Raw genomic sequence first — 18,867 nt, 5'->3', positions numbered from 1 at the left:
GGCTTTGGCAGGGGTATCATATCAATGCTCAAAGCCCTTTTTCTTTTAAATTTAGGAGGAATATTAATGGCAGTTTTACCAAATGAATTTACAAAACAAAACCAATTCTTAGTTTGTGTTGACTCTGATGGCTGTGCAATGGATACAATGAACGTTAAACATTTTGAGTTCTTCGGACCAATTGCTGCAGATGTTTTTGGTATCGAAAACAAAGAAGCGTTCCAAGAAGACTGGAACCGCGTAAACTTATTCTCATCTACTCGTGGTGTAAACCGTTTTACAGCTTTAGTAATGTGTTTAGATAACGCTACTGCAGCTGGTGAATCAATCATGAATATTGATGCTTTACGTGACTGGGCTAACTCAGCATCTTCATTATCAAATGCTTCATTAAAAGAAGCTATCGAAGCAAATGAAGAGCCTTCATTAGTGGCAGCTTTAGACTGGTCTAACAAAGTAAATGAAGGTATTCATACCGAACTTACTGGACGCGATGAACCATTCCCTGGTGCTAAAGAAGGTTTAGAAAAATTAGCAGAAGCAGGAGACGTAGCAATCGTTTCTTCAGCTAACTCTGAAGCTTTACAATCAGAATGGACTCGTCATGACTTGATGCCTTCAGTTGACGTTATTTACGGTCAAGAAGCTGGTTCAAAAGCAGATGCAATTGCTGACTTATTGAAACATGGTTATGCAAAAGACGAAATCCTAATGGTTGGTGACGCACCTGGTGATTTGAAAGCAGCTCAAACAAATGGCATTCTTTACTACCCAATCTTATTTGGAAATGAAGAATTCTCATGGGATCGTCTACGTAATGAAGCGTTAGCTAAATTCAACAACAAAGAATATGCTGGTGAATATCAAGATAAAGTGATTGGTGAATTCCAAGACTTATTAGCAAAATACGACGCATAATTCCATCAATTAAAAAAATACATCCAATTTAGGAGGAATAAAAATGGCAAATAAAGCTGAAACAGTTGTACAAATGCAAAAAAACTTCTTATTCGCAGTAGTACGTGGCGAATCTGAACAAGCAGGTTACGAAATCTCTAAAGCAGTTTACGAAGGTGGCGTTAAAAACATTGAAGTTACTTTCTCAACTCCTGGTGCTGAGCGCGTAATGGCTCGTTTATCAGAAGAATTTGAAGGTACTGATATGGTTGTAGGTGCTGGTACTGTTCTAGATGCAATTACTGCACGTATCTCAATCTTAAATGGTGCACGTTTCATCGTTTCACCAACATGGGTACCTGAAATTGCTGAAATCTGTAATTTATACACAATTCCATACTTACCAGGTTGTGGTACTGTAACTGAAATCCAACAAGCATTAACTGCTGGTTGCGAAATCGTTAAAGTGTTCCCAGGTGGTGTATTAGGTTCTGGATTCATTAAAGATGTTCATGGTCCACTTCCACAAGTTGAAATGATGCCATCAGGTGGCGTTAACATCGACAACATGGAAACTTGGATCAACAATGGTGCATGGGCAGTTGGTGTTGGTTCAGCTTTAACTAAACGTTACAAAGCTGACGGAGCTGACTCTTGTCGTGAAGAAGCACAAAAATTTGCTGATAAATTAGCAGAAATCCAAGGCGGAAAATAATATGCGCAAAAAGGTTGTGACGCTTGGGGAAATCTTGATTCGCTTAACAACAAATGATAGCGAACGCTTTTCTCAAGCTCAAAAATTAGAAGTCACATATGGTGGGTCTGAAGCAAATATAGCATCTACTATAGCGCATTTAGGTATGTGGGCTAGTTTTATCACAGCCGTTCCTGATAACGAATTAGGGAACAGTGCCATTGAATTTATGCGCAAAAACGGGGTACATACTGGCTACATGTTACGTCAAGGTGACCGTTTAGGTATTTACTTTGCTGAAAAAGGGTATTCTATCAGACCGTCTAAGATTGTCTATGATAGAAAGAACTCTGCTTTCACAGAATCTACAATCAATGATTATGATATGGATCTGATTTTTGAAGATGCAAACTGGTTCCATACTTCTGGTATTACTGCAGCGTTATCAGATAATTTATTTGATTTAACCAAAGCAACTATGCAAGAAGCTAAAAAACGCGGTTTAAAAGTTTCTTTAGACTTAAATTACCGTGCAAGTCTATGGGACTTTGAAGTTGCTCGTGAAAAAATGGCAGAATTATTACCTTACGCAGATATTTGCTTTGGTATTGAACCTTTATTCGTTCCGGATGAAGGCGGCAATGACTATAAGGATGCTAATAATATCAAGCGACCATATGATTTCGATAATCTAGATGATACGCTTGAATATATTTGCAATTATTATGATCTAGAAGCGATTGCGTTGACAAAACGTCGTGTAATCAATGCGAATCGTAATATTTTACAATCCTATATGTATGCGAATAAAACACTATATTCTTCGAGAGTGTTTGACGTAGATATCATTGACCGTATTGGTGGAGGCGACGCCTTCGCCGCTGGATTAATATACGCGATTAATTCAGAAAACTATACGCCTCAGGAATGCGTTGAATTTGCCAATGCAACATTTGCACTGAAACATACCATTCCAGGAGATATGGGCATTGTGACTTTAAACGATGTTCATCAATTAATGAATAGTGATGAAGGCTTCGATGTAAGTCGTTAGTCAACTATTTTTCAATCGAAAGGAGATCTTTACAAGATGGCTTTTATTAATGAAGACTTTATGTTACAAAGTGAAACTGCAAAACATTTGTACCATACTTATTCTGAAAACCAACCAATTTTTGACTACCACTGTCACTTATCACCACAACAAATCGCTGAAGACTATACATTCAAAAATATTACCGAATTATGGTTAGGTGGCGACCATTATAAATGGCGTGGATTACGTGCAATGGGTGTGCCAGAAGAGAAAGTTACCGGGAATGCTTCAGATGAAGAGAAATTCCAAGCATGGGCTGAAACTGTTCCAAATACATTAGGTAACCCATTATTCCACTGGACTGCATTAGAGTTAAAACGTTACTTTGATGTTGACGAAATGTTATCTGGTGATAACTGGAAAGAAATCTATGATGCAGCAAACAAAAAATTAAAAGACGAAAACTTAACTGCGCGTCAATTAATTAAAAATTCTAATGTCACATTTATCTGTACAACAGATAACCCATATGACACATTAGAATTCCACAAACAAATTGCGGAAGACGATACATTTGATGTTGCTGTTGTTCCTGGTTTCCGTCCTGATGAAGCTTTCGCAGTTGGCGAACAAAAATTCATCGACTTCTTACCAAAAATGGAAAAAGCGAACGGCATTAAAATTGATTCATTCGCTAAATTAGTGGCATCTTTAGAAGACCGTATTCAATACTTTGCTGATCACGGTTCAAACATTTCTGACCATGGTTTAGCGAAATTAGTTTTCCGTCCAGCGACTACTGAAGATGCAGAAGCAATCTTTACAAAAGCTGTAAACGGTGAAGCAATTTCAGATGATGAATATGGCCAATTCCAAACTGCATTGGTACGTGAATTAGGTAAAATTTACAATGCTAAAGGTTTTGTTATGCAATTCCACTTCGGTGCAATCCGTGACAACTCTGAGCGCCTATTTAAACAATTAGGTCCAGACGCTGGTTTAGACTCAATCAACGACCAAACACACGTTGCTGAAGCTTTAAACGGTTTATTAAACGAAATGGATAAGACAAACGAATTGCCTAAAGTAATTCTTTACCCATTAAACCCAGCATATTTTGACTTAGCAGCAACAACTGCAGCTAACTTCCAATCTAATGACAAAGGCATCAAGAGCCGTGTTCAATTAGGTTCAGGTTGGTGGTTCAACGATACTAAATATGGTATGTTGAAACAATTCAAAGCCTTAGCTGAAGGTGGCTTATTAATGAACTTTGTTGGTATGTTAACTGACTCTCGTTCATTCATCTCTTATACTCGTCACGAATACTTCCGTCGTTTATTCTGCGACTACATTGGTGACTTGGTTGAACGTGGTGAAATTCCTAATGATGAAGCATTGTTAGAAAAATTAATCACTAACGTTTCATACAACAACGCAGTAGAGTATTTTGACGCTGCTGACGTCGTGTCAAAATAAGACGTTTTGACAAATAATGACCTGTAACTAAAGTATTCACCCAATTGACCAGACAGTTTCCATCTAGGAGAGGCATGACAACTTCGTCGTGTCTCTTTTTTTTCATGAAAAAATATGTTCAGAATTTCCTAAGAATGATACAAATGCGGATAGAGAGGGGAAACTATGATAAAATGATAGGTGATAAATTACGTTATACGTATAAAAAATGATGTTGGGAGAGTAACGAATATGAACATTGGTATAGATAAACTACATTTCTTCACACCACATGTCTATGTGGATATGGAAGAACTGGCTGAAGCAAGAGATGTTGAGCCAGCGAAGTTTACGATTGGTTTAGGTCAAACCCAGCAAGCAGTGGCGCCTTTAACCCAAGATCCAGTTTCAATGGCAGCCAACGCGGCTTGGCCAATTTTAACAGATGAGGATAAAGAAGCGATTGATTTCATTATTGTGGGATCAGAATCAGGTGTCGACCAATCAAAAGCAATGGCAGTCCATGTGCACAAGCTTTTGGGGATTAACCCATTTGCCCGTGCTATTGAAATGAAAGAGGCATGTTATGCAGCAACTGTTGGTCTTCAAACTGCTGTATCCCATATCGCTCGTCATCCAGAGTCAAAAGTGTTGGTGATTGCAACTGACATAGCTAGATACGGCTTGAATACTTCAGGAGAATCGACACAAGGTGCAGGTGCAGTAGCTATGTTAATTAGTAAAGACCCACGCGTTGCAGTCATTAACGACGATGCCGTTTCTTACACAGGGGACATTTACGACTTCTGGCGTCCAAATTATTCTACATATGCCCAAGTGGATGGTAAATTCTCTAATGAACAATACCTATCATACTTAGAGACAGTGTGGACTGAATATAAAAAACGGACCAATAAAACTTTAGATGACTTTAAGGCTTTAGCCTTCCATTTACCATATTCAAAAATGGGCTTAAAGGGCTTGCGTCAATTATTGCCAGAAGTGGACGAAGCTAAACAAGCAGCCTTAACAGACCAATTTGAAGCCAGCCGTGTCTACAATAAACGGGTTGGAAACATCTATACTGGGTCATTGTATCTAAGTTTAATTTCCCTATTGGATCAAAGCCAAGACCTACAAGCAGGTGATGCTATTGGCCTTTATTCATACGGATCAGGCGCAGTAGGTGAGTTCTTCTCTATTACTTTAGTGGAAGGCTTCAAGGACATGTTAGCTGACGAAAGTCATCAAGCCATGTTAGATAACCGCGTCCAACTATCGGTTGCCGACTATGAATTGATTTTCCAAGAAGAATTACCAACAGATGGTAGTCAATTAGTCTTATCTGAAGATGAAGAGCAATTCCAATTAGCTGGGGTAGAAGGCCACAAACGATTGTATAAATAAAGAAAATCGTTACCTAGAAGAAGTATCAACTTCAAGTGGGTAACGATTTTTTGCTTATTTCGATTATTCCTGTCGTAATTTTTCTAAAATTTCTTTGGCTGCGGCCAGGTTCTTATGGTCAGCGTTTTCTAAGGCCGTCACTACGGCATTAATTTCTTGGTCGCCGTCAGCACCTGCTTGAATGGCCAATGATTTAGCTTGTAACTGCATGTGGCCAGCTTGGATACCTTCAGTAACAAGGGCCCGAACTGCGGCAAAGTTTTGCGCTAACCCTAGTGAAACAGCAATTTCCATCAGATGTTTAGCGTCCGATTGACCTAAAATTGACTTGGTTACTTGCACAGTTGGGTGGATCCCAATCGACCCGCCAACAGCGCCTAAGGCTAGCGGTAGGGTGAGTTCACCAGATAAAATTTCTCGGTCACTGTCGTAAGTCCATTTGGCTAAGCCTCGGTATTGGCCGTCTCGAGCTGCGTAGGCATGGACACCCGCTTCAATTGCCCGCCAGTCATTTCCAGTGGCCAATACAAAAGCGTCGACCCCGTTCATGATCCCCTTGTTGTGTGTGGTCGCCCGGTAAACATCCACCTGCGCCAACTGGCTAGCTAAAGCGATTTTGCTGGCCACTTCAACCCCGGAAATAGGGCCTTTATCCAGTAAATGGGCCGTAATTTCACAAGTCGCCGTTGCCGTCGCTTCAACCGCATAATTGGATAGGATAGCCATCAACCCATCAATATTCGCAATAAAATCCACCTGTCCAAGAATATGCGCCTTCAAAGCCTCCAACATGGTATTCATCATATTGGCCCCCATCGCCTCCTGAGTGTCTATCGTTAGATACACAATGAAGAAAGGGGCACTACTAGCGGTTGCTGGATAGTATTGACTACGGATGGACCGCGCGCCACCACCGCGCCCAACAATGGAAGGGTAGGCAGCGTTGGCAACAGCCAGTAAATCATCTACAAATTTAGTCACATACGCTTCAAAGTGTAAGGCCTGCGCGTCATCTTCAAGTCCGGTAAAAGCAATTTGCCCAGTCATCAGACGCTGGTTGACCTGGCTTTTAAAACCGCCTGCCTGCTGGATAATTTTACCGCCATTTGAAGCAGCTGCAATCACTGAAGGTTCCTCAGTCACCATAGGAATTTGGATTTCTTGATCGTTTATTAGAAAGTTTAGGGCCAAACCATAGGGAAGTCCGTAGGTTGAGAGGGCATTTTCAATCATATTATCAGCAATTTCAGTGGGTAAACCTTGGCCGTTTTTTAAAAATTCAGCTTGGTCACTAGTGATATGCTCTTGTTCCACTAAGACATCGATACGGTCTTGACGAGACTTTTTATAGTAGGATTTGAATGGATTTTCAGACATGATAACTCCTTTTTCAATAAAGAAACGGACCAGTATACCTAGCCCGCTTGGTTAAAAATAATATATATTATGACGCTTTTTGTAGGTAGATATTATCGTTCATTACATGACCATCAACGATTAAAACGAAAACTTGTCTAAAGTCATCGAAATCAATGCGGTTATCATGGCCTAAAAATTTTAAAGCACTCTTTCTTACGTGAACTTGGCCAATATGGGTTTCTAGTACCTCGTCGTAGGCGGAAAAATCCGTCTCATTGGTCCGCAAAACCAGGTCAACTTCCTGTTCATTAGAAATATGTAAATATTGTGTATCATTTAAACAAATATGTTCCAATTGTGATAATGATTGCAATTTATTGATCGCTTTATTCGAAAAAAATAGCTTCAAATTTCATCCCCCCATAGGCCTCAAAATAAAAGAATGCAAAAATATGTTCTTAAAAATATATCATATTGATGATATAAATACAATAGTGTGGTTGTGATGAACCAGCGCTCAATTTTATTATACAATAAGTCTGAACGATTATAAAATGTTAGGGTAACCATTTGCTAAAGATGCAAGATTAGCATATACTAAAAGAAATAAGATACTTGTACGCACTAGGGGAGCTTTTGCTGAGATGTTTAAAAACAGACCCTCATAACTTGATCCGGTTTATACTGGCGGAAGGAAGTGTTCAATAGCCATTTGTTGGTGAATGATTTAATGCGTTAAATCGTTGAATACATTGAGAGGTCGTGTTTGTCACAATTGTGATAGATGCGATTTTTTTATTTGCTTTGATGATATTTCAAAATAGCTTTCAATGTGCTTACAAAGGAATGGAGAAGAAGAAATGAGATCAGTTAAGTTAAATGAAAATATCGAGGCTGCTATTACAGCAGTAATTGCTTTTATAGTATCAATGATACCGATTGAAATTGGCCCAAGCTTTGGGGTCCAAATTTCACTAGCCATTATTTATATTGTAGCGTTTAGAAGAGGGATTCGTGCTGGTTTATTGTCAGGATTCTTGTTAGGACTGATTAAATTTATTTCTGGCTTTGCCAGTATTTTAACACCAGTACAAGGTATCATAGAATATATATTTGCCTTTGCCTTAGCTGGATTAGCGGGTATTTTTGCCCTACAAATCCAAGAAGCAGCAAAGAATAACCATGAAAAAAACTTATTCCTATACGTAGGACTAGCAACTTTCATCGCCATATTTGCAGAATACTTTGTCCACTTCCTAGCCGGTGTAGCCTTTTGGGGCCAATACGCACCAGAAGGCATGAGCCCGTGGGTGTACTCAGGTGTGATGAACGCCATGTCAGGACTTGCGACATGGGGCGCGTGCTATGCTATTTCTTACCTACTAATCAAAACCAATAAGAAAATTATCCTAGTTGAAAAATAAATATCCGCAAGCAAAACAGGGCCGTGACGTAGAAATCACACCCTGTTTTTTGATGCATGTAGTTATTTGGTTAATGACGTAACTTCTTTAAAAATGTGCAGTGTAAATGCACAACTTTGGTAATTATTGTTCTTAAATAATGCGTTACGTAGCGTTATCAATCTTGTTTTGAATAACGGAGTAGCGTACGAGTGGTTTGACGCTGTTTTTGAGAGCGAATGGATAGAATTATTAAATCGAATTAACATATTGACGGTAGAATGACTTGAAAGAATATCCTTAGGGAGTGCAGAATAAGGCAACGTTTCATATAACCCCGTAATTGTCCAAAATAAACTAGATTTTTCAAAATGATCTACAGTTAAAAGAAATTTTAAGTACAGTTTTTTTGAATAGCATTTCCAATATAGGCTGAAACTTACCTGGCATGCCGTCGCAGTGAAGTAGGATAGTCAGCCAAGCCCTTAGACCAAGGCTAAGGACTTGGCCCCGCTGCATTTAAGGCTATGACAGGTAAAGTAAAAGCTGAAGCCTTTCTAATTTTTAAAGAAAACAAAAAACCAGAGTGAAATAAATCACTCCGGTTCTTATGTAATGAAAGGAATTGAAAAAAATATTAGTTTTTAGTATCTTCTACAATTTGGCCTTCTTTTTCATCGATTAATTCTGGTTCAGCAACCTCTGCATCTGGGTCAACTTCTTCTGGCTCTTCAACTGGAGCAGAAATAGCTACAACAACCTCTTCAGCATCTGTTACTAATTCAATATCGCTAGCAAGTTTTAAGTCACCAGCAGTTACTGAGTCACCAATAGCTAAGCCTGTAACGTCAACTTCAACTGAATCTGGCGCAGTTGCTGGGTCAGCAACAACGTTAATTTCAAGTGTTGTCGTAGAAGCTACACCTTCTTGATCTGCTAAAGCATCTTCGTTAACAATAACGATAGATAATGGCATTTCAAGTTTTTGACCTTTTTTGATTGCTTGTAAAGAAATGTTGTAGATAGTTGGTTTCAACGCTGATTGTGAAATTTCACGTACGTAAACTGTATGTGTCTTACCATCTAACTCTAAATCAAATACTGAGTTAAGACCTAATTCACGACGAATTTGTTCTACATCAGATACTGACAATGAGATGTTAATTGGATCTAAGTCACTTGCGTACACAACGCCGGGAACTAAGTCTTCTTTACGTAATTGTTTAGCTGCTGAAGTACCAGCGCCATCACGTTTTTGAGCTGTAAATTTCATTCGAATACCTCCTGAGTATATACGTTTGTATTTACGTTTCCTACAATTTAAAAATTTAGAAACACACTTAATGTTAACATATATGAATAATAAAATCTATTTTAAGCTATAAACAGGCAATAATTCGTATGAATTTTCTAATAGAGAATTATGAGAAAAAGTAGCCCGCACTGCCATAAATGGACCTTCTGTGGTAAAATGAAGCAAATATAAAGAGTGACTGTTATGGATAAAAAGGGTAAGACGAGTCGCTTAGGAGGAATATGATGCAATTTAAAAGTACACGTAACCAGGATAATATTGTCACTGCTTCACAAGCTATTGTCCAAGGATTAGCAACTGATGGCGGGCTTTACGTCCCAACAGAATGGCCTAGCATTGACCTTGATTGGTCTGAATTAAAAGAGATGACCTACCAAGAATTGGCTTATTTTGTTATGTCTATCTTTTTTGATGACTTTTCAGAAGCAGATTTAAAAGCTTGTATTGATGGTGCTTACGATGAAAAATTCGATACGGATGTAATTGCGCCATTAGCAAAAGTGGGTGAAGATTATTATTTAGAATTATTCCATGGGCCAACGATTGCCTTTAAAGACTTGGCGCTACAAATCTTACCGCATCTAATGAAGAAGTCAGCTGAAATGAATGCCAACGACAAAGAGATTGCCATTTTGACAGCTACTTCAGGCGACACTGGTAAGGCAGCAATGGCTGGATTCGCAGATGTACCAGGTACAAAAATCATTGTTTTCTACCCGCAAGGTGGCGTTTCTACTATTCAAGAAAAACAAATGGTAACCCAAAAAGGGGACAACACCTTTGTGGTGGCGATTGAAGGGAACTTTGATGATGCGCAAACAGAAGTGAAACGCTTATTTAATGATGAAGCTTTACGCGCTGATTTAGCGGCAGAAAATATTCAATTCTCTTCAGCTAACTCAATGAATATCGGTCGTTTGATTCCTCAAGTAGTTTATTATTTCTATGCCTATTCCCAATTAGTGAAACATGAAGAAATCGAAGCGGGTAGTCCCGTTAATTTTGTGGTACCAACAGGAAACTTTGGTGATATCCTAGCTGGCTACTACGCGAAAAAATTAGGTTTACCAGTGGGCAAATTGGTTTGCGCTTCAAATGATAACACTGTCTTATACGACTTCTTTAACACGGGTGTTTATGATAAGAACCGTGAATTTAAATTAACGATTTCGCCATCAATGGACATCTTAGTTTCAAGTAACTTCGAGCGGATGTTATTCCACGCTTTAGGGGATAACGTGGCCCAATTATCTGCCTTAATGAATGACTTAGATGAAAAAGGGCGGTACGAATTCCCAGCTGACGTGAGCGAGAAATTTGCATCCTTCCTTGGCGAATTTGCCGACGAGGACCAAACTAAAGCTGAAATTGATCGCGTATATCAAGAATATGATTACTTAATGGACCCACATACTGGGGTAGCTTCAGCGAGTCTACAAAAATTGAAAGCCAAAGATGCCCTAAGTGGACCGAGCGTTGTTGTGTCAACAGCTAGCCCATACAAGTTCCCGCAAGCTGTTTTGACAGCTATTGGACAAGATGTTGAAAATGCGACTGACGATGAATTGGTAGCCAACATTAAATCTGCAGGAAACCGTGATTATCCAAATGCCATCAAAGAAATCCAAACTGCTGAAGTACGCCACAACCGTGTGTCGACTGTAGCGGATATGAAGGAAACAGTTGTGGGTATTTTAACTAGAGAATAAGTCAATTGGAAAGTGTAGGAGACCATGCTTAAAGGATTAAATTTAACAGTCGTTGTCACAGGTGGCATTGCTGCGTATAAAGTACCCGATTTTGTCCGCACCCTCATTAAAGCAGGGGCCAATGTGCGCGTTGCTCTGACACCGTCTGCGAAACAATTTGTTACGCCATTTACCTTTGAAGTGCTCACCAAATATCCACCATTAGTAGAAGACATTCAAAGTCCAGACACAGTTGCCCATATCGCTTTAGCCGATTGGACTGACTATGCCATCGTTGTACCAGCAACCGCGAATACAATGGCGAAATTTGCCAACGGTATCGCTGATAATGAAGCACTATCCATGATGTTGGCGCTCAATTCGCCACTTTTATTTGTTCCAGCAATGAATGAGAAAATGTGGGCTAACCCAGCTACTCAACGCAATGTTGACCAACTTCGTTTAGACGGCCATATTGTGGTAGAACCAGATACCGGATTCCTAGCAGAGGGCTATGAAGGCAAGGGCCGGATGCCAGCGCCTGAAGCCATATTCCAATCCCTATTAGCCTTTATTGCGATTGGTAAACAAGCCAAGACACTTGATTTAACGGGACAGCGTCTACTTGTATCAGCAGGGGGAACTACAGAGAAATTGGATCCAGTTCGATTCTTGACCAATCGTTCTTCTGGGAAAATGGGATTGGCTATTGCCAATGTCGCTGCACTTGCTGGCGCCCAAGTAACTCTAGTGCGCACTGAACACGCTAAGAACCTACCCGTTTTACCTGGTATTGAAGTGGTAACTGTCGAGTCTGCTCAAGAACTATATGATAGGATGCATGCCCATGTTGCAGACAAGGATATTGTCATTATGTCTGCCGCTGTTTCTGACTACCGGTCAGCTAACCCAGCTGATCAAAAGATGAAGAAGGGCCAACTATCTAACCAAGATGGCCTGACAATTCAATTAACGGAGAATCCTGATATTTTAGCAAGCTTGCCTAAAGAAGGTCACTATACGGTTGGCTTTGCTGCGGAAACGCAAAATATCATTGAATATGGCCGCAATAAGTTGGTTAAAAAAGAAGTCAACATGATTGTAGCCAATGATGTTTCAGACCAAACAATTGGTTTCAATGCAGATGACAACCAAGTGACTTTAATCACCAAAGATAGTGAGCGTACTTTAGAAAAGCAAAGTAAAATTGGTGTAGCAGTTGAATTGCTAGCACATATTCAAGATAATATTTCATAAAATAAAAAATGATGTCAGCGTAAAGTGCCGACATCATTTTTTATTTATATAGATAAATTTATTCATCAGCTAACAGGTGTGTATGCTCATCAAGAGCGAATGGTGTTTCTTCACTGATATGGTCATAGAACATGATGCCGTTTAAGTGGTCAATCTCATGTTGCAATACGATGGCTGGATAGCCAGAGAAACGTTTTTTGTAGGCATTACCATCGATATCATTGTAAGTCACAGTGATACGGGCATGGCGAGGGACATAACCAGGTACATCGCGGTCAACGGATAAACACCCTTCACCTTCGCGTAGACAAATACCTTCAACTGAGTGGCTGACAACGCGTGGATTTAGAAATACACCGTTTAATAATGGTTCTGCATTTTCTGGATCCATCAAATCGGGCACTAGTAATGCAGTCATTTGGATAGATACATCTAATTGCGGGGCAGCGAGTCCAACGCCACCACGTAAACCATATTTTTCAGCTAATTCTTCATCTTGGCTATTGCGTAAAAATTCCATCATATCATCAGCCAACTGACGAATTTCATCAGAAACTGGGAAAGTGATTTTTTCAGCTCTCTTACGTAGGGTAGGATGTCCTTCGCGAATAATGTCTTCCATAGTAATCATCTGAACAACTCCTTTTCTTCTATCATAACTGATATATTTTCTCATAAAAAGACCTTGAATGCAAAAATACGATACTATGTATACTAATTCACGAGATGAAACAGAAGCTAAACAGCGACTAGTACAGTTTAAAAACACCTTTAAAACAGTCGCTTTCCTTTGCTACTGAAAATGGCTTTAATATAGTAAATGATAAAGATTACTATAAAATTAACAATGGAAGGGTTTTCCAATTATAGTTTCTGTATTATAATAGATTTTGTTGCAAAAATTGCAAAAAGATTGAAAAGGCTCGCATGATTTGATAAAGTAAATCAGTAAGGTAAATAAAATAACACAGATTAACGATAGTATGTGGAATTTTTATAAAAGAGAGGAATGTGTTACAAATGGCTAAATTACCAGTGGATTATGAAGCGCAGCTAGATGCTATCAGTGCTCAATTTCAAATGGTTCAAATTTTAGATGAAGACGGAAATGTTGTTAACCCTGACATCATGCCTGATTTATCAGATGAAGAATTAGTTGAGTTAATGAAACGTATGGTATTCTCACGTACACTTCATGAACGCTCAATGGCGTTGGCAAAACAAGGTCGTTTAGGTTTCTACGCACCTACTTTAGGTCAAGAAGCTTCTCAAATGGCAAGTTCTTATGCATTTACAAAAGATGACTGGTTGTTCCCAGGATATCGTGATATCCCTCAATTAATCGCTCACGGTTTAAAAATCTCTCAAGGATTCTTATGGTCTCGTGGACATGTTGAAGGTAACAACTACCCAGCTGATCTAAATGCAATGCCACCACAAATCATCATCGGTGCGCAATATATTCAAGCGATGGGTTCTGCTCGTGCACAAAAATTAAATGGTGACAAAGCTGTAACATTTACATATACAGGTGACGGTGGTTCATCACAAGGTGACGTATACGAAGGTATGAACTATGCTTCTCGTTATAAAGCACCAATTGTATTCTTTATCCAAAACAACGGTTTTGCGATCTCAACACCACGTTACAAACAAACAGCTGCTGAAACATTAGCGCAAAAAGCTGTATCTGTTGGTATCCCAGGTGTTCAAGTAGATGGTAACGATGCTTTAGCAGTCTACGCTGTATCTAAACAAGCACGGGAATGGGCATTAGCTGGTAATGGACCAGTTTTAATTGAAACAGTAACTAACCGCTTAGGTGCTCACTCTACTTCAGGTGATGATCCTAAGATCTACCGTACGCAAGAAGACATGGACAGCTGGACTAAACGTGAACCGTTAATCCGTATGCGTGCATTCTTAGAAGGTAAAGGTCTATGGTCTGAAGAAATCGAAAATGAATATGTAGAACAAGTTCGTGAAGAAATCAAAGAAGCTGCGAAAGAAGCTGACATGGCGCCTAAACAAACAGTTACTCAATTCTTAGAAAACATGTTCGAAGTGCCTGGACAAAATATTCAAGAACAAATTGAAGCATATTCAGCGAAGGAGGCTAAATAATTATGGCTAACTTAACAATGATTGAAGCAATCACTGAAGCACTAGATCAAGAAATGGCTCGCGATGAAAAAGTATATATTTTTGGTGAAGACGTTGGTAAAAACGGTGGTGTTTTCCGTGCGACTAAAGGTTTATTCGACAAATACGGCGAAGAACGTTTAAGCGATACCCCATTATCTGAATCAGCTATCGGTGGGATGGCAATTGGAATGGCATTACACGGCTTCCGTCCAGTAATGGAAATCCAATTCTTTGGTTTCGTATTTGAAGTATTTGACTCGATTGCTGGTCAAATGAACCGTACACGTTTCCGTATGGGCCAAACTCGTAACTTGCCTATCACTATCCGTTCACCATTTGGTGGTGGTGTGCATACACCAGAAATGCATGCGGACTCATTAGAAGGTTTAATGGCACAGACACCTGGATTGAAAGTTGTTATTCCATCAAACCCACATGATGCAAAAGGTTTATTAACTGCTGCTATTCGTGATAACGACCCAGTATTATTCTTAGAACATATGAAACTTTACCGTTCATTCCGTGAAGAAGTTCCTGAAGAACAATATGAGTTAGAAATCGGTAAAGCTAACCTAGTTCAAGAAGGTTCTGATGTAACAATCATTGCTTATGGCTACATGGTTCGTGAAGCAATCAAAGCGGCTGAAGAATTAGGTAAAAATGGCGTTTCTGCTGAAATCGTTGACTTACGTACAGTTTCTCCATTAGATATGGAAACTATTACAAAATCAGTTGAAAAAACTGGTCGCGTAGTAATCGTACAAGAAGCACAACGTCAAGCAGGTGTTGCTGATAAAGTGGCTTCAGAAATTTCTCAACGTAGCATTTTATCTCTAGAAGAACCTATTAAAGTTGTAGCTGCGCCAGATACAGTCTTCCCATTCGGTATGGCTGAAAATGCTTGGTTGCCAAATGCAACTGATATTGTTGCAGCTGCTAACGAAATTACAGGTAAATAATTTATTAAATTAATTGGTAAAGAGTAAGAGTTATCTTACTCTTTGCCCCTTTATTACTTGTTAAAACATAAACTTTAAGCTCAAATTAGAAGGGATGAATAACAAATATGGCCTTTGTATTTAATTTACCAGATGTCGGCGAAGGTATGGCGGAAGGCGAAATCGTTTCATGGCTAGTAGCTGTAGGCGATCAAGTAAACGAAGAAGATCCAATCGTTGAAATCCAAAACGATAAATCAGTAGAAGAAATTTATTCACCAGTTTCAGGTAAGGTTACTGAATTACATTACGGTGAAGGTGATGTTGCCATTGTTGGTACACCATTAATCACTTTTGAAGGTGAAGGATTAGAAGACAATGCTGCATCAGCAGCGCCAGCAGCAGAAGCTGCAGCACCTGCAGAGGAAGCTCCAGCTGCACCTGCAACAGGTGGTGGTGTATACCAATTCACATTACCAGACGTAGGTGAAGGTATGGCTGAAGGTGAAATCGTTTCTTGGTTAGTTGCTGAAGGCGACGAAGTCAATGAAGAGGATTCATTAGTAGAAATCCAAAACGATAAATCGGTTGAAGAAGTTGCATCTCCTGTAACAGGTAAGATTGTACGTATCTTAGTTGAAGCTGGAACAGTTGCAAACGTTGGTGACGTATTAGCTGAAATTGATGCTCCAGGTCACAACTCAGAAGCATCTGCACCAACTTCTACACCAACTTCTACACCAGCATCGCCTGCACAAGAAGCAAAAGCAGCAGATCCAGCAGCAGCTGTATCTACAAACGCATCAGCAGGTAACGTACCAGTGGCATCAGACCCTAATAAACGTGTATTGGCAATGCCATCTGTACGTCAATTTGCTCGCGAGCAAGGTGTTGATATTACAGCAGTTGCAGGTACTGGTAAAAACGGTCGTGTGTTACGTGAAGACGTTGCGAACTTCAATGGTTCACAAGCTGCAGCAGCACCAGCTACTGAGACTGCACAAGCTACAGCAACAGAAACAGCTGCTGACAAACCAGTTAAGAAAGCGCCAGCAGCAGTTGCTGATAATTCAGACCGCGTAGAACGTATCAAGATGACACCAATGCGTAAAGCAATCGCTAAAGCAATGGATACTGCTAACCATACAGCACCATCTGTTACATTATTCAAAGATGTTGAAGTTTCTAAATTATGGGATCACCGTAAGAAGTTCAAGAACGTTGCAGCTGAACGCGGTACTAAATTGACATTCTTACCATATGCAGTTAAAGCATTAATTGCCGCAGTTAAGAAATACCCTCAATTAAACGCGTCAATTGACGATGCAAGCCAAGAGTTTGTACATAAACATTACTACAACATTGGTATCGCAACAGATACAGATGCTGGTTTATATGTACCAAACATCAAGAATGCAGATACTCGTTCAATGTTTGATATCGCTGATATCATCAACGAAAATGCTGCTAAAGCACATGCTGGCGAACTTAAAGGACCAGATATGGCTGACGGTACAGTTTCTATCTCTAACATCGGTTCTGTTGGTGGGGAATTCTTCACACCAATCTTAAACTACCCTGAAACAGCAATCTTAGGTTTCGGTGCAATTAAACCTGAACCAGTAGTAAATGCTGACGGTGAAGTTGTTGCCGGTCGTGTATTGAAGTTATCATTAACATTTGACCACCGTATCGTTGATGGTGCAACTGGTCAACAAGCGCTTAATGAAATTGCTCGTTTAATGGCTGACCCTGAATTATTATTAATGGAAGGATGATTTTAGAATGGTAGTAGGCGCATTCGCAATTGAATTAGATACAGTTGTAGTTGGTTCTGGACCTGGTGGCTATGTAGCTGCCATCCGTGCCGCACAATTGGGCCAAAAAGTAGCTATCGTTGAACGTGAGTTCATCGGTGGTGTCTGCTTAAACGTTGGATGTATTCCATCTAAAGCCTTGATCCAAGCTGGTCATGCTTACCATAATGCTAAAGGCGGCGACGCTGTCTTTGGTGTAACATCTGGTGACGTTAAGTTAGACTTCGCAAAAACACAGGACTGGAAGAACAATACTGTAGTAAATACATTAACTTCTGGTGTTGAAATGTTACTTAAAAAGAATAAAGTTGAAATTATCCGTGGTGAAGCATACTTCAACAACGAAAATGAATTTACTGTAATGGGTGCAGACGACTCTCATCAATTATACTCATTCAACAATGCTATTGTTGCAACTGGTTCAACACCAATTGAAATCCCTGGATTCAAATTTGGTGGCCGCGTAGTAGATTCAACTGGTGCTTTAAACTTTGAAGAAGTACCTGAAAGCTTAGTTGTTATCGGTGGTGGAGTTATCGGTTCTGAATTAGGTATGGCATACGCTAACCTAGGTTCTAAGGTAACAATCTTAGAAGGTTCTCCTCAATTATTACCAACATTTGAAAAAGATATGGTAAAAGTTGTAGAAAAAGAAATGAAGAACATCGGTATCGAAACAACAGTTAATGCTATGGCTAAAGAAGCTGTAGACAACGGCGATTCAGTAACAGTTAAGTACGAAGTTAAAGGTGAAGCAAAAGAAATCACTGCTGACTATGTATTAGTATCTGTTGGTCGTCGTGCGAATACAGCAGAATTAGGTTTAGAAGCTGTAGGTGTTGAATTAACTGAACGTGGTTTAGTAAAAGTTGACAACCAAGGTCGTACTTCAGTGAAAAACTTCTTTGCAATCGGTGATATCACACCTGGTGCTGCCTTAGCACATAAAGCATCTTACGAAGGTAAGATTGCAGCAGAAGCTATCTCTGGTAAACCAGCAGCTATTGACTACAAAGTAATGCCATCTGTAGCTTACACTACACCTGAATTAGCATCTTACGGTTTAACTGAAAAAGAAGCTAAAGATCAAGGTTTAGATGTAAAATCTGTGAAATTCCCATTAGCAGGTAATGGTCGTGCATTATCATTAAATGCTGGTCAAGGTTTCATTCGTTTAGTAGCTACTAAAGAAGATGATGTGTTAGTTGGTGCACAAATGGTTGGTATCTCAGCATCAGACGTTATGGCTGAAGTTGGTTTAGCAATCGAAGCAGGCATGAACGCAGAAGACATCGCTTTAACGATTCATGGTCACCCTACATTATCAGAAGCTGTAATGGATGCAGCTGAAGGATTATTGGGAATGCCAATTCATATGTAATCTATTTTAACGAGTCACAATTTGAATATTCAGACGAGAAAACCCCGTGTAAGTTTAACTTATGCGGGGTTA

General features: G+C 39.6%; 16 protein-coding genes and 1 riboswitch. Of the genes, 12 read left to right on the top strand and 4 right to left on the bottom strand.

The features are described from left to right. Nucleotides 1–66: 66 nt before the first annotated feature. The 5 genes from AWM74_RS02125 to AWM74_RS02105 all read left to right on the top strand — a co-directional run bounded on the left by AWM74_RS02125 (nt 67) and on the right by AWM74_RS02105 (nt 5,492). Entirely contained in the window at nt 67–918 is an 852-nt protein-coding gene (locus AWM74_RS02125; RefSeq protein ID WP_026466441.1) for an HAD family hydrolase, read from the top strand. Between the two features lie 43 nt (nt 919–961). After that, nucleotides 962–1,612, top strand: a complete 651-nt coding sequence (locus AWM74_RS02120; RefSeq protein ID WP_026466440.1) for a bifunctional 2-keto-4-hydroxyglutarate aldolase/2-keto-3-deoxy-6-phosphogluconate aldolase — start codon at nt 962–964, stop codon at nt 1,610–1,612. Nucleotide 1,613: 1 nt separating this feature from the next. Continuing rightward, nucleotides 1,614–2,645, top strand: a complete 1,032-nt coding sequence (locus AWM74_RS02115; protein ID WP_026466439.1) for a sugar kinase — start codon at nt 1,614–1,616, stop codon at nt 2,643–2,645. 36 nt (nt 2,646–2,681) lie between these two features. Continuing rightward, nucleotides 2,682–4,106, top strand: a complete 1,425-nt coding sequence (gene uxaC, locus AWM74_RS02110) for a glucuronate isomerase (RefSeq protein ID WP_026466438.1) — start codon at nt 2,682–2,684, stop codon at nt 4,104–4,106. Nucleotides 4,107–4,337: 231 nt separating this feature from the next. Further along, complete coding sequence (locus tag AWM74_RS02105; protein WP_026466437.1) at nt 4,338–5,492, top strand: hydroxymethylglutaryl-CoA synthase; 1,155 nt, start codon at nt 4,338–4,340, stop codon at nt 5,490–5,492. A gap of 63 nt (nt 5,493–5,555) precedes the next feature. On the opposite strand, the gene AWM74_RS02100 is transcribed toward AWM74_RS02105, so the two are convergent. Continuing rightward, complete coding sequence (locus AWM74_RS02100) at nt 5,556–6,869, bottom strand: hydroxymethylglutaryl-CoA reductase, degradative (protein WP_026466436.1); 1,314 nt, start codon at nt 6,867–6,869, stop codon at nt 5,556–5,558. 67 nt (nt 6,870–6,936) lie between these two features. Next, a complete protein-coding gene (locus AWM74_RS02095; protein ID WP_026466435.1) occupies nt 6,937–7,260 on the bottom strand; it encodes an iron-sulfur cluster biosynthesis family protein in 324 nt (107 codons plus the stop codon). A gap of 207 nt (nt 7,261–7,467) precedes the next feature. Continuing rightward, a riboswitch (TPP riboswitch) is annotated at nt 7,468–7,564 on the top strand. 147 nt (nt 7,565–7,711) lie between these two features. Here AWM74_RS02095 and thiT point away from each other — a divergent pair. Continuing rightward, nucleotides 7,712–8,275: an energy-coupled thiamine transporter ThiT gene (thiT, locus tag AWM74_RS02090; RefSeq protein WP_026466434.1), complete on the top strand. Its 564-nt coding sequence runs from the start codon at nt 7,712–7,714 to the stop codon at nt 8,273–8,275. A 616-nt stretch (nt 8,276–8,891) separates the two neighbouring features. Here the strand turns inward: thiT and AWM74_RS02085 are convergent. Then, nucleotides 8,892–9,527: a 50S ribosomal protein L25 gene (locus AWM74_RS02085; protein ID WP_026466433.1), complete on the bottom strand. Its 636-nt coding sequence runs from the start codon at nt 9,525–9,527 to the stop codon at nt 8,892–8,894. Nucleotides 9,528–9,793: 266 nt separating this feature from the next. Between AWM74_RS02085 and thrC the strand changes: the two genes are divergently transcribed. Beyond that, complete coding sequence (gene thrC / locus AWM74_RS02080) at nt 9,794–11,278, top strand: threonine synthase (protein ID WP_026466432.1); 1,485 nt, start codon at nt 9,794–9,796, stop codon at nt 11,276–11,278. Between the two features lie 24 nt (nt 11,279–11,302). Further along, entirely contained in the window at nt 11,303–12,514 is a 1,212-nt protein-coding gene (coaBC, locus tag AWM74_RS02075) for a bifunctional phosphopantothenoylcysteine decarboxylase/phosphopantothenate--cysteine ligase CoaBC (protein ID WP_026466431.1), read from the top strand. Nucleotides 12,515–12,572: 58 nt separating this feature from the next. On the opposite strand, the gene def is transcribed toward coaBC, so the two are convergent. Then, entirely contained in the window at nt 12,573–13,145 is a 573-nt protein-coding gene (gene def / locus AWM74_RS02070; protein ID WP_026466430.1) for a peptide deformylase, read from the bottom strand. A gap of 389 nt (nt 13,146–13,534) precedes the next feature. Between def and pdhA the strand changes: the two genes are divergently transcribed. From pdhA to lpdA, 4 genes are all read left to right on the top strand, one after another. Continuing rightward, entirely contained in the window at nt 13,535–14,638 is a 1,104-nt protein-coding gene (pdhA, locus tag AWM74_RS02065) for a pyruvate dehydrogenase (acetyl-transferring) E1 component subunit alpha (RefSeq protein ID WP_026466429.1), read from the top strand. A 2-nt stretch (nt 14,639–14,640) separates the two neighbouring features. Next, entirely contained in the window at nt 14,641–15,618 is a 978-nt protein-coding gene (locus tag AWM74_RS02060) for an alpha-ketoacid dehydrogenase subunit beta (protein WP_026466428.1), read from the top strand. Nucleotides 15,619–15,725: 107 nt separating this feature from the next. Further along, complete coding sequence (locus AWM74_RS02055) at nt 15,726–17,375, top strand: 2-oxo acid dehydrogenase subunit E2 (protein ID WP_026466427.1); 1,650 nt, start codon at nt 15,726–15,728, stop codon at nt 17,373–17,375. Nucleotides 17,376–17,382: 7 nt separating this feature from the next. Further along, nucleotides 17,383–18,795, top strand: coding sequence for a dihydrolipoyl dehydrogenase (lpdA, locus tag AWM74_RS02050; RefSeq protein ID WP_026466426.1), 1,413 nt, complete (start codon nt 17,383–17,385; stop codon nt 18,793–18,795). Nucleotides 18,796–18,867 lie beyond the last annotated feature (72 nt).

The sequence above is a fragment of the Aerococcus urinaeequi genome, assembly GCF_001543205.1.
Classification (GTDB): Bacteria; Bacillota; Bacilli; order Lactobacillales; family Aerococcaceae; genus Aerococcus; species Aerococcus urinaeequi.
This window is presented reverse-complemented; position numbering and strand designations above follow the sequence as displayed.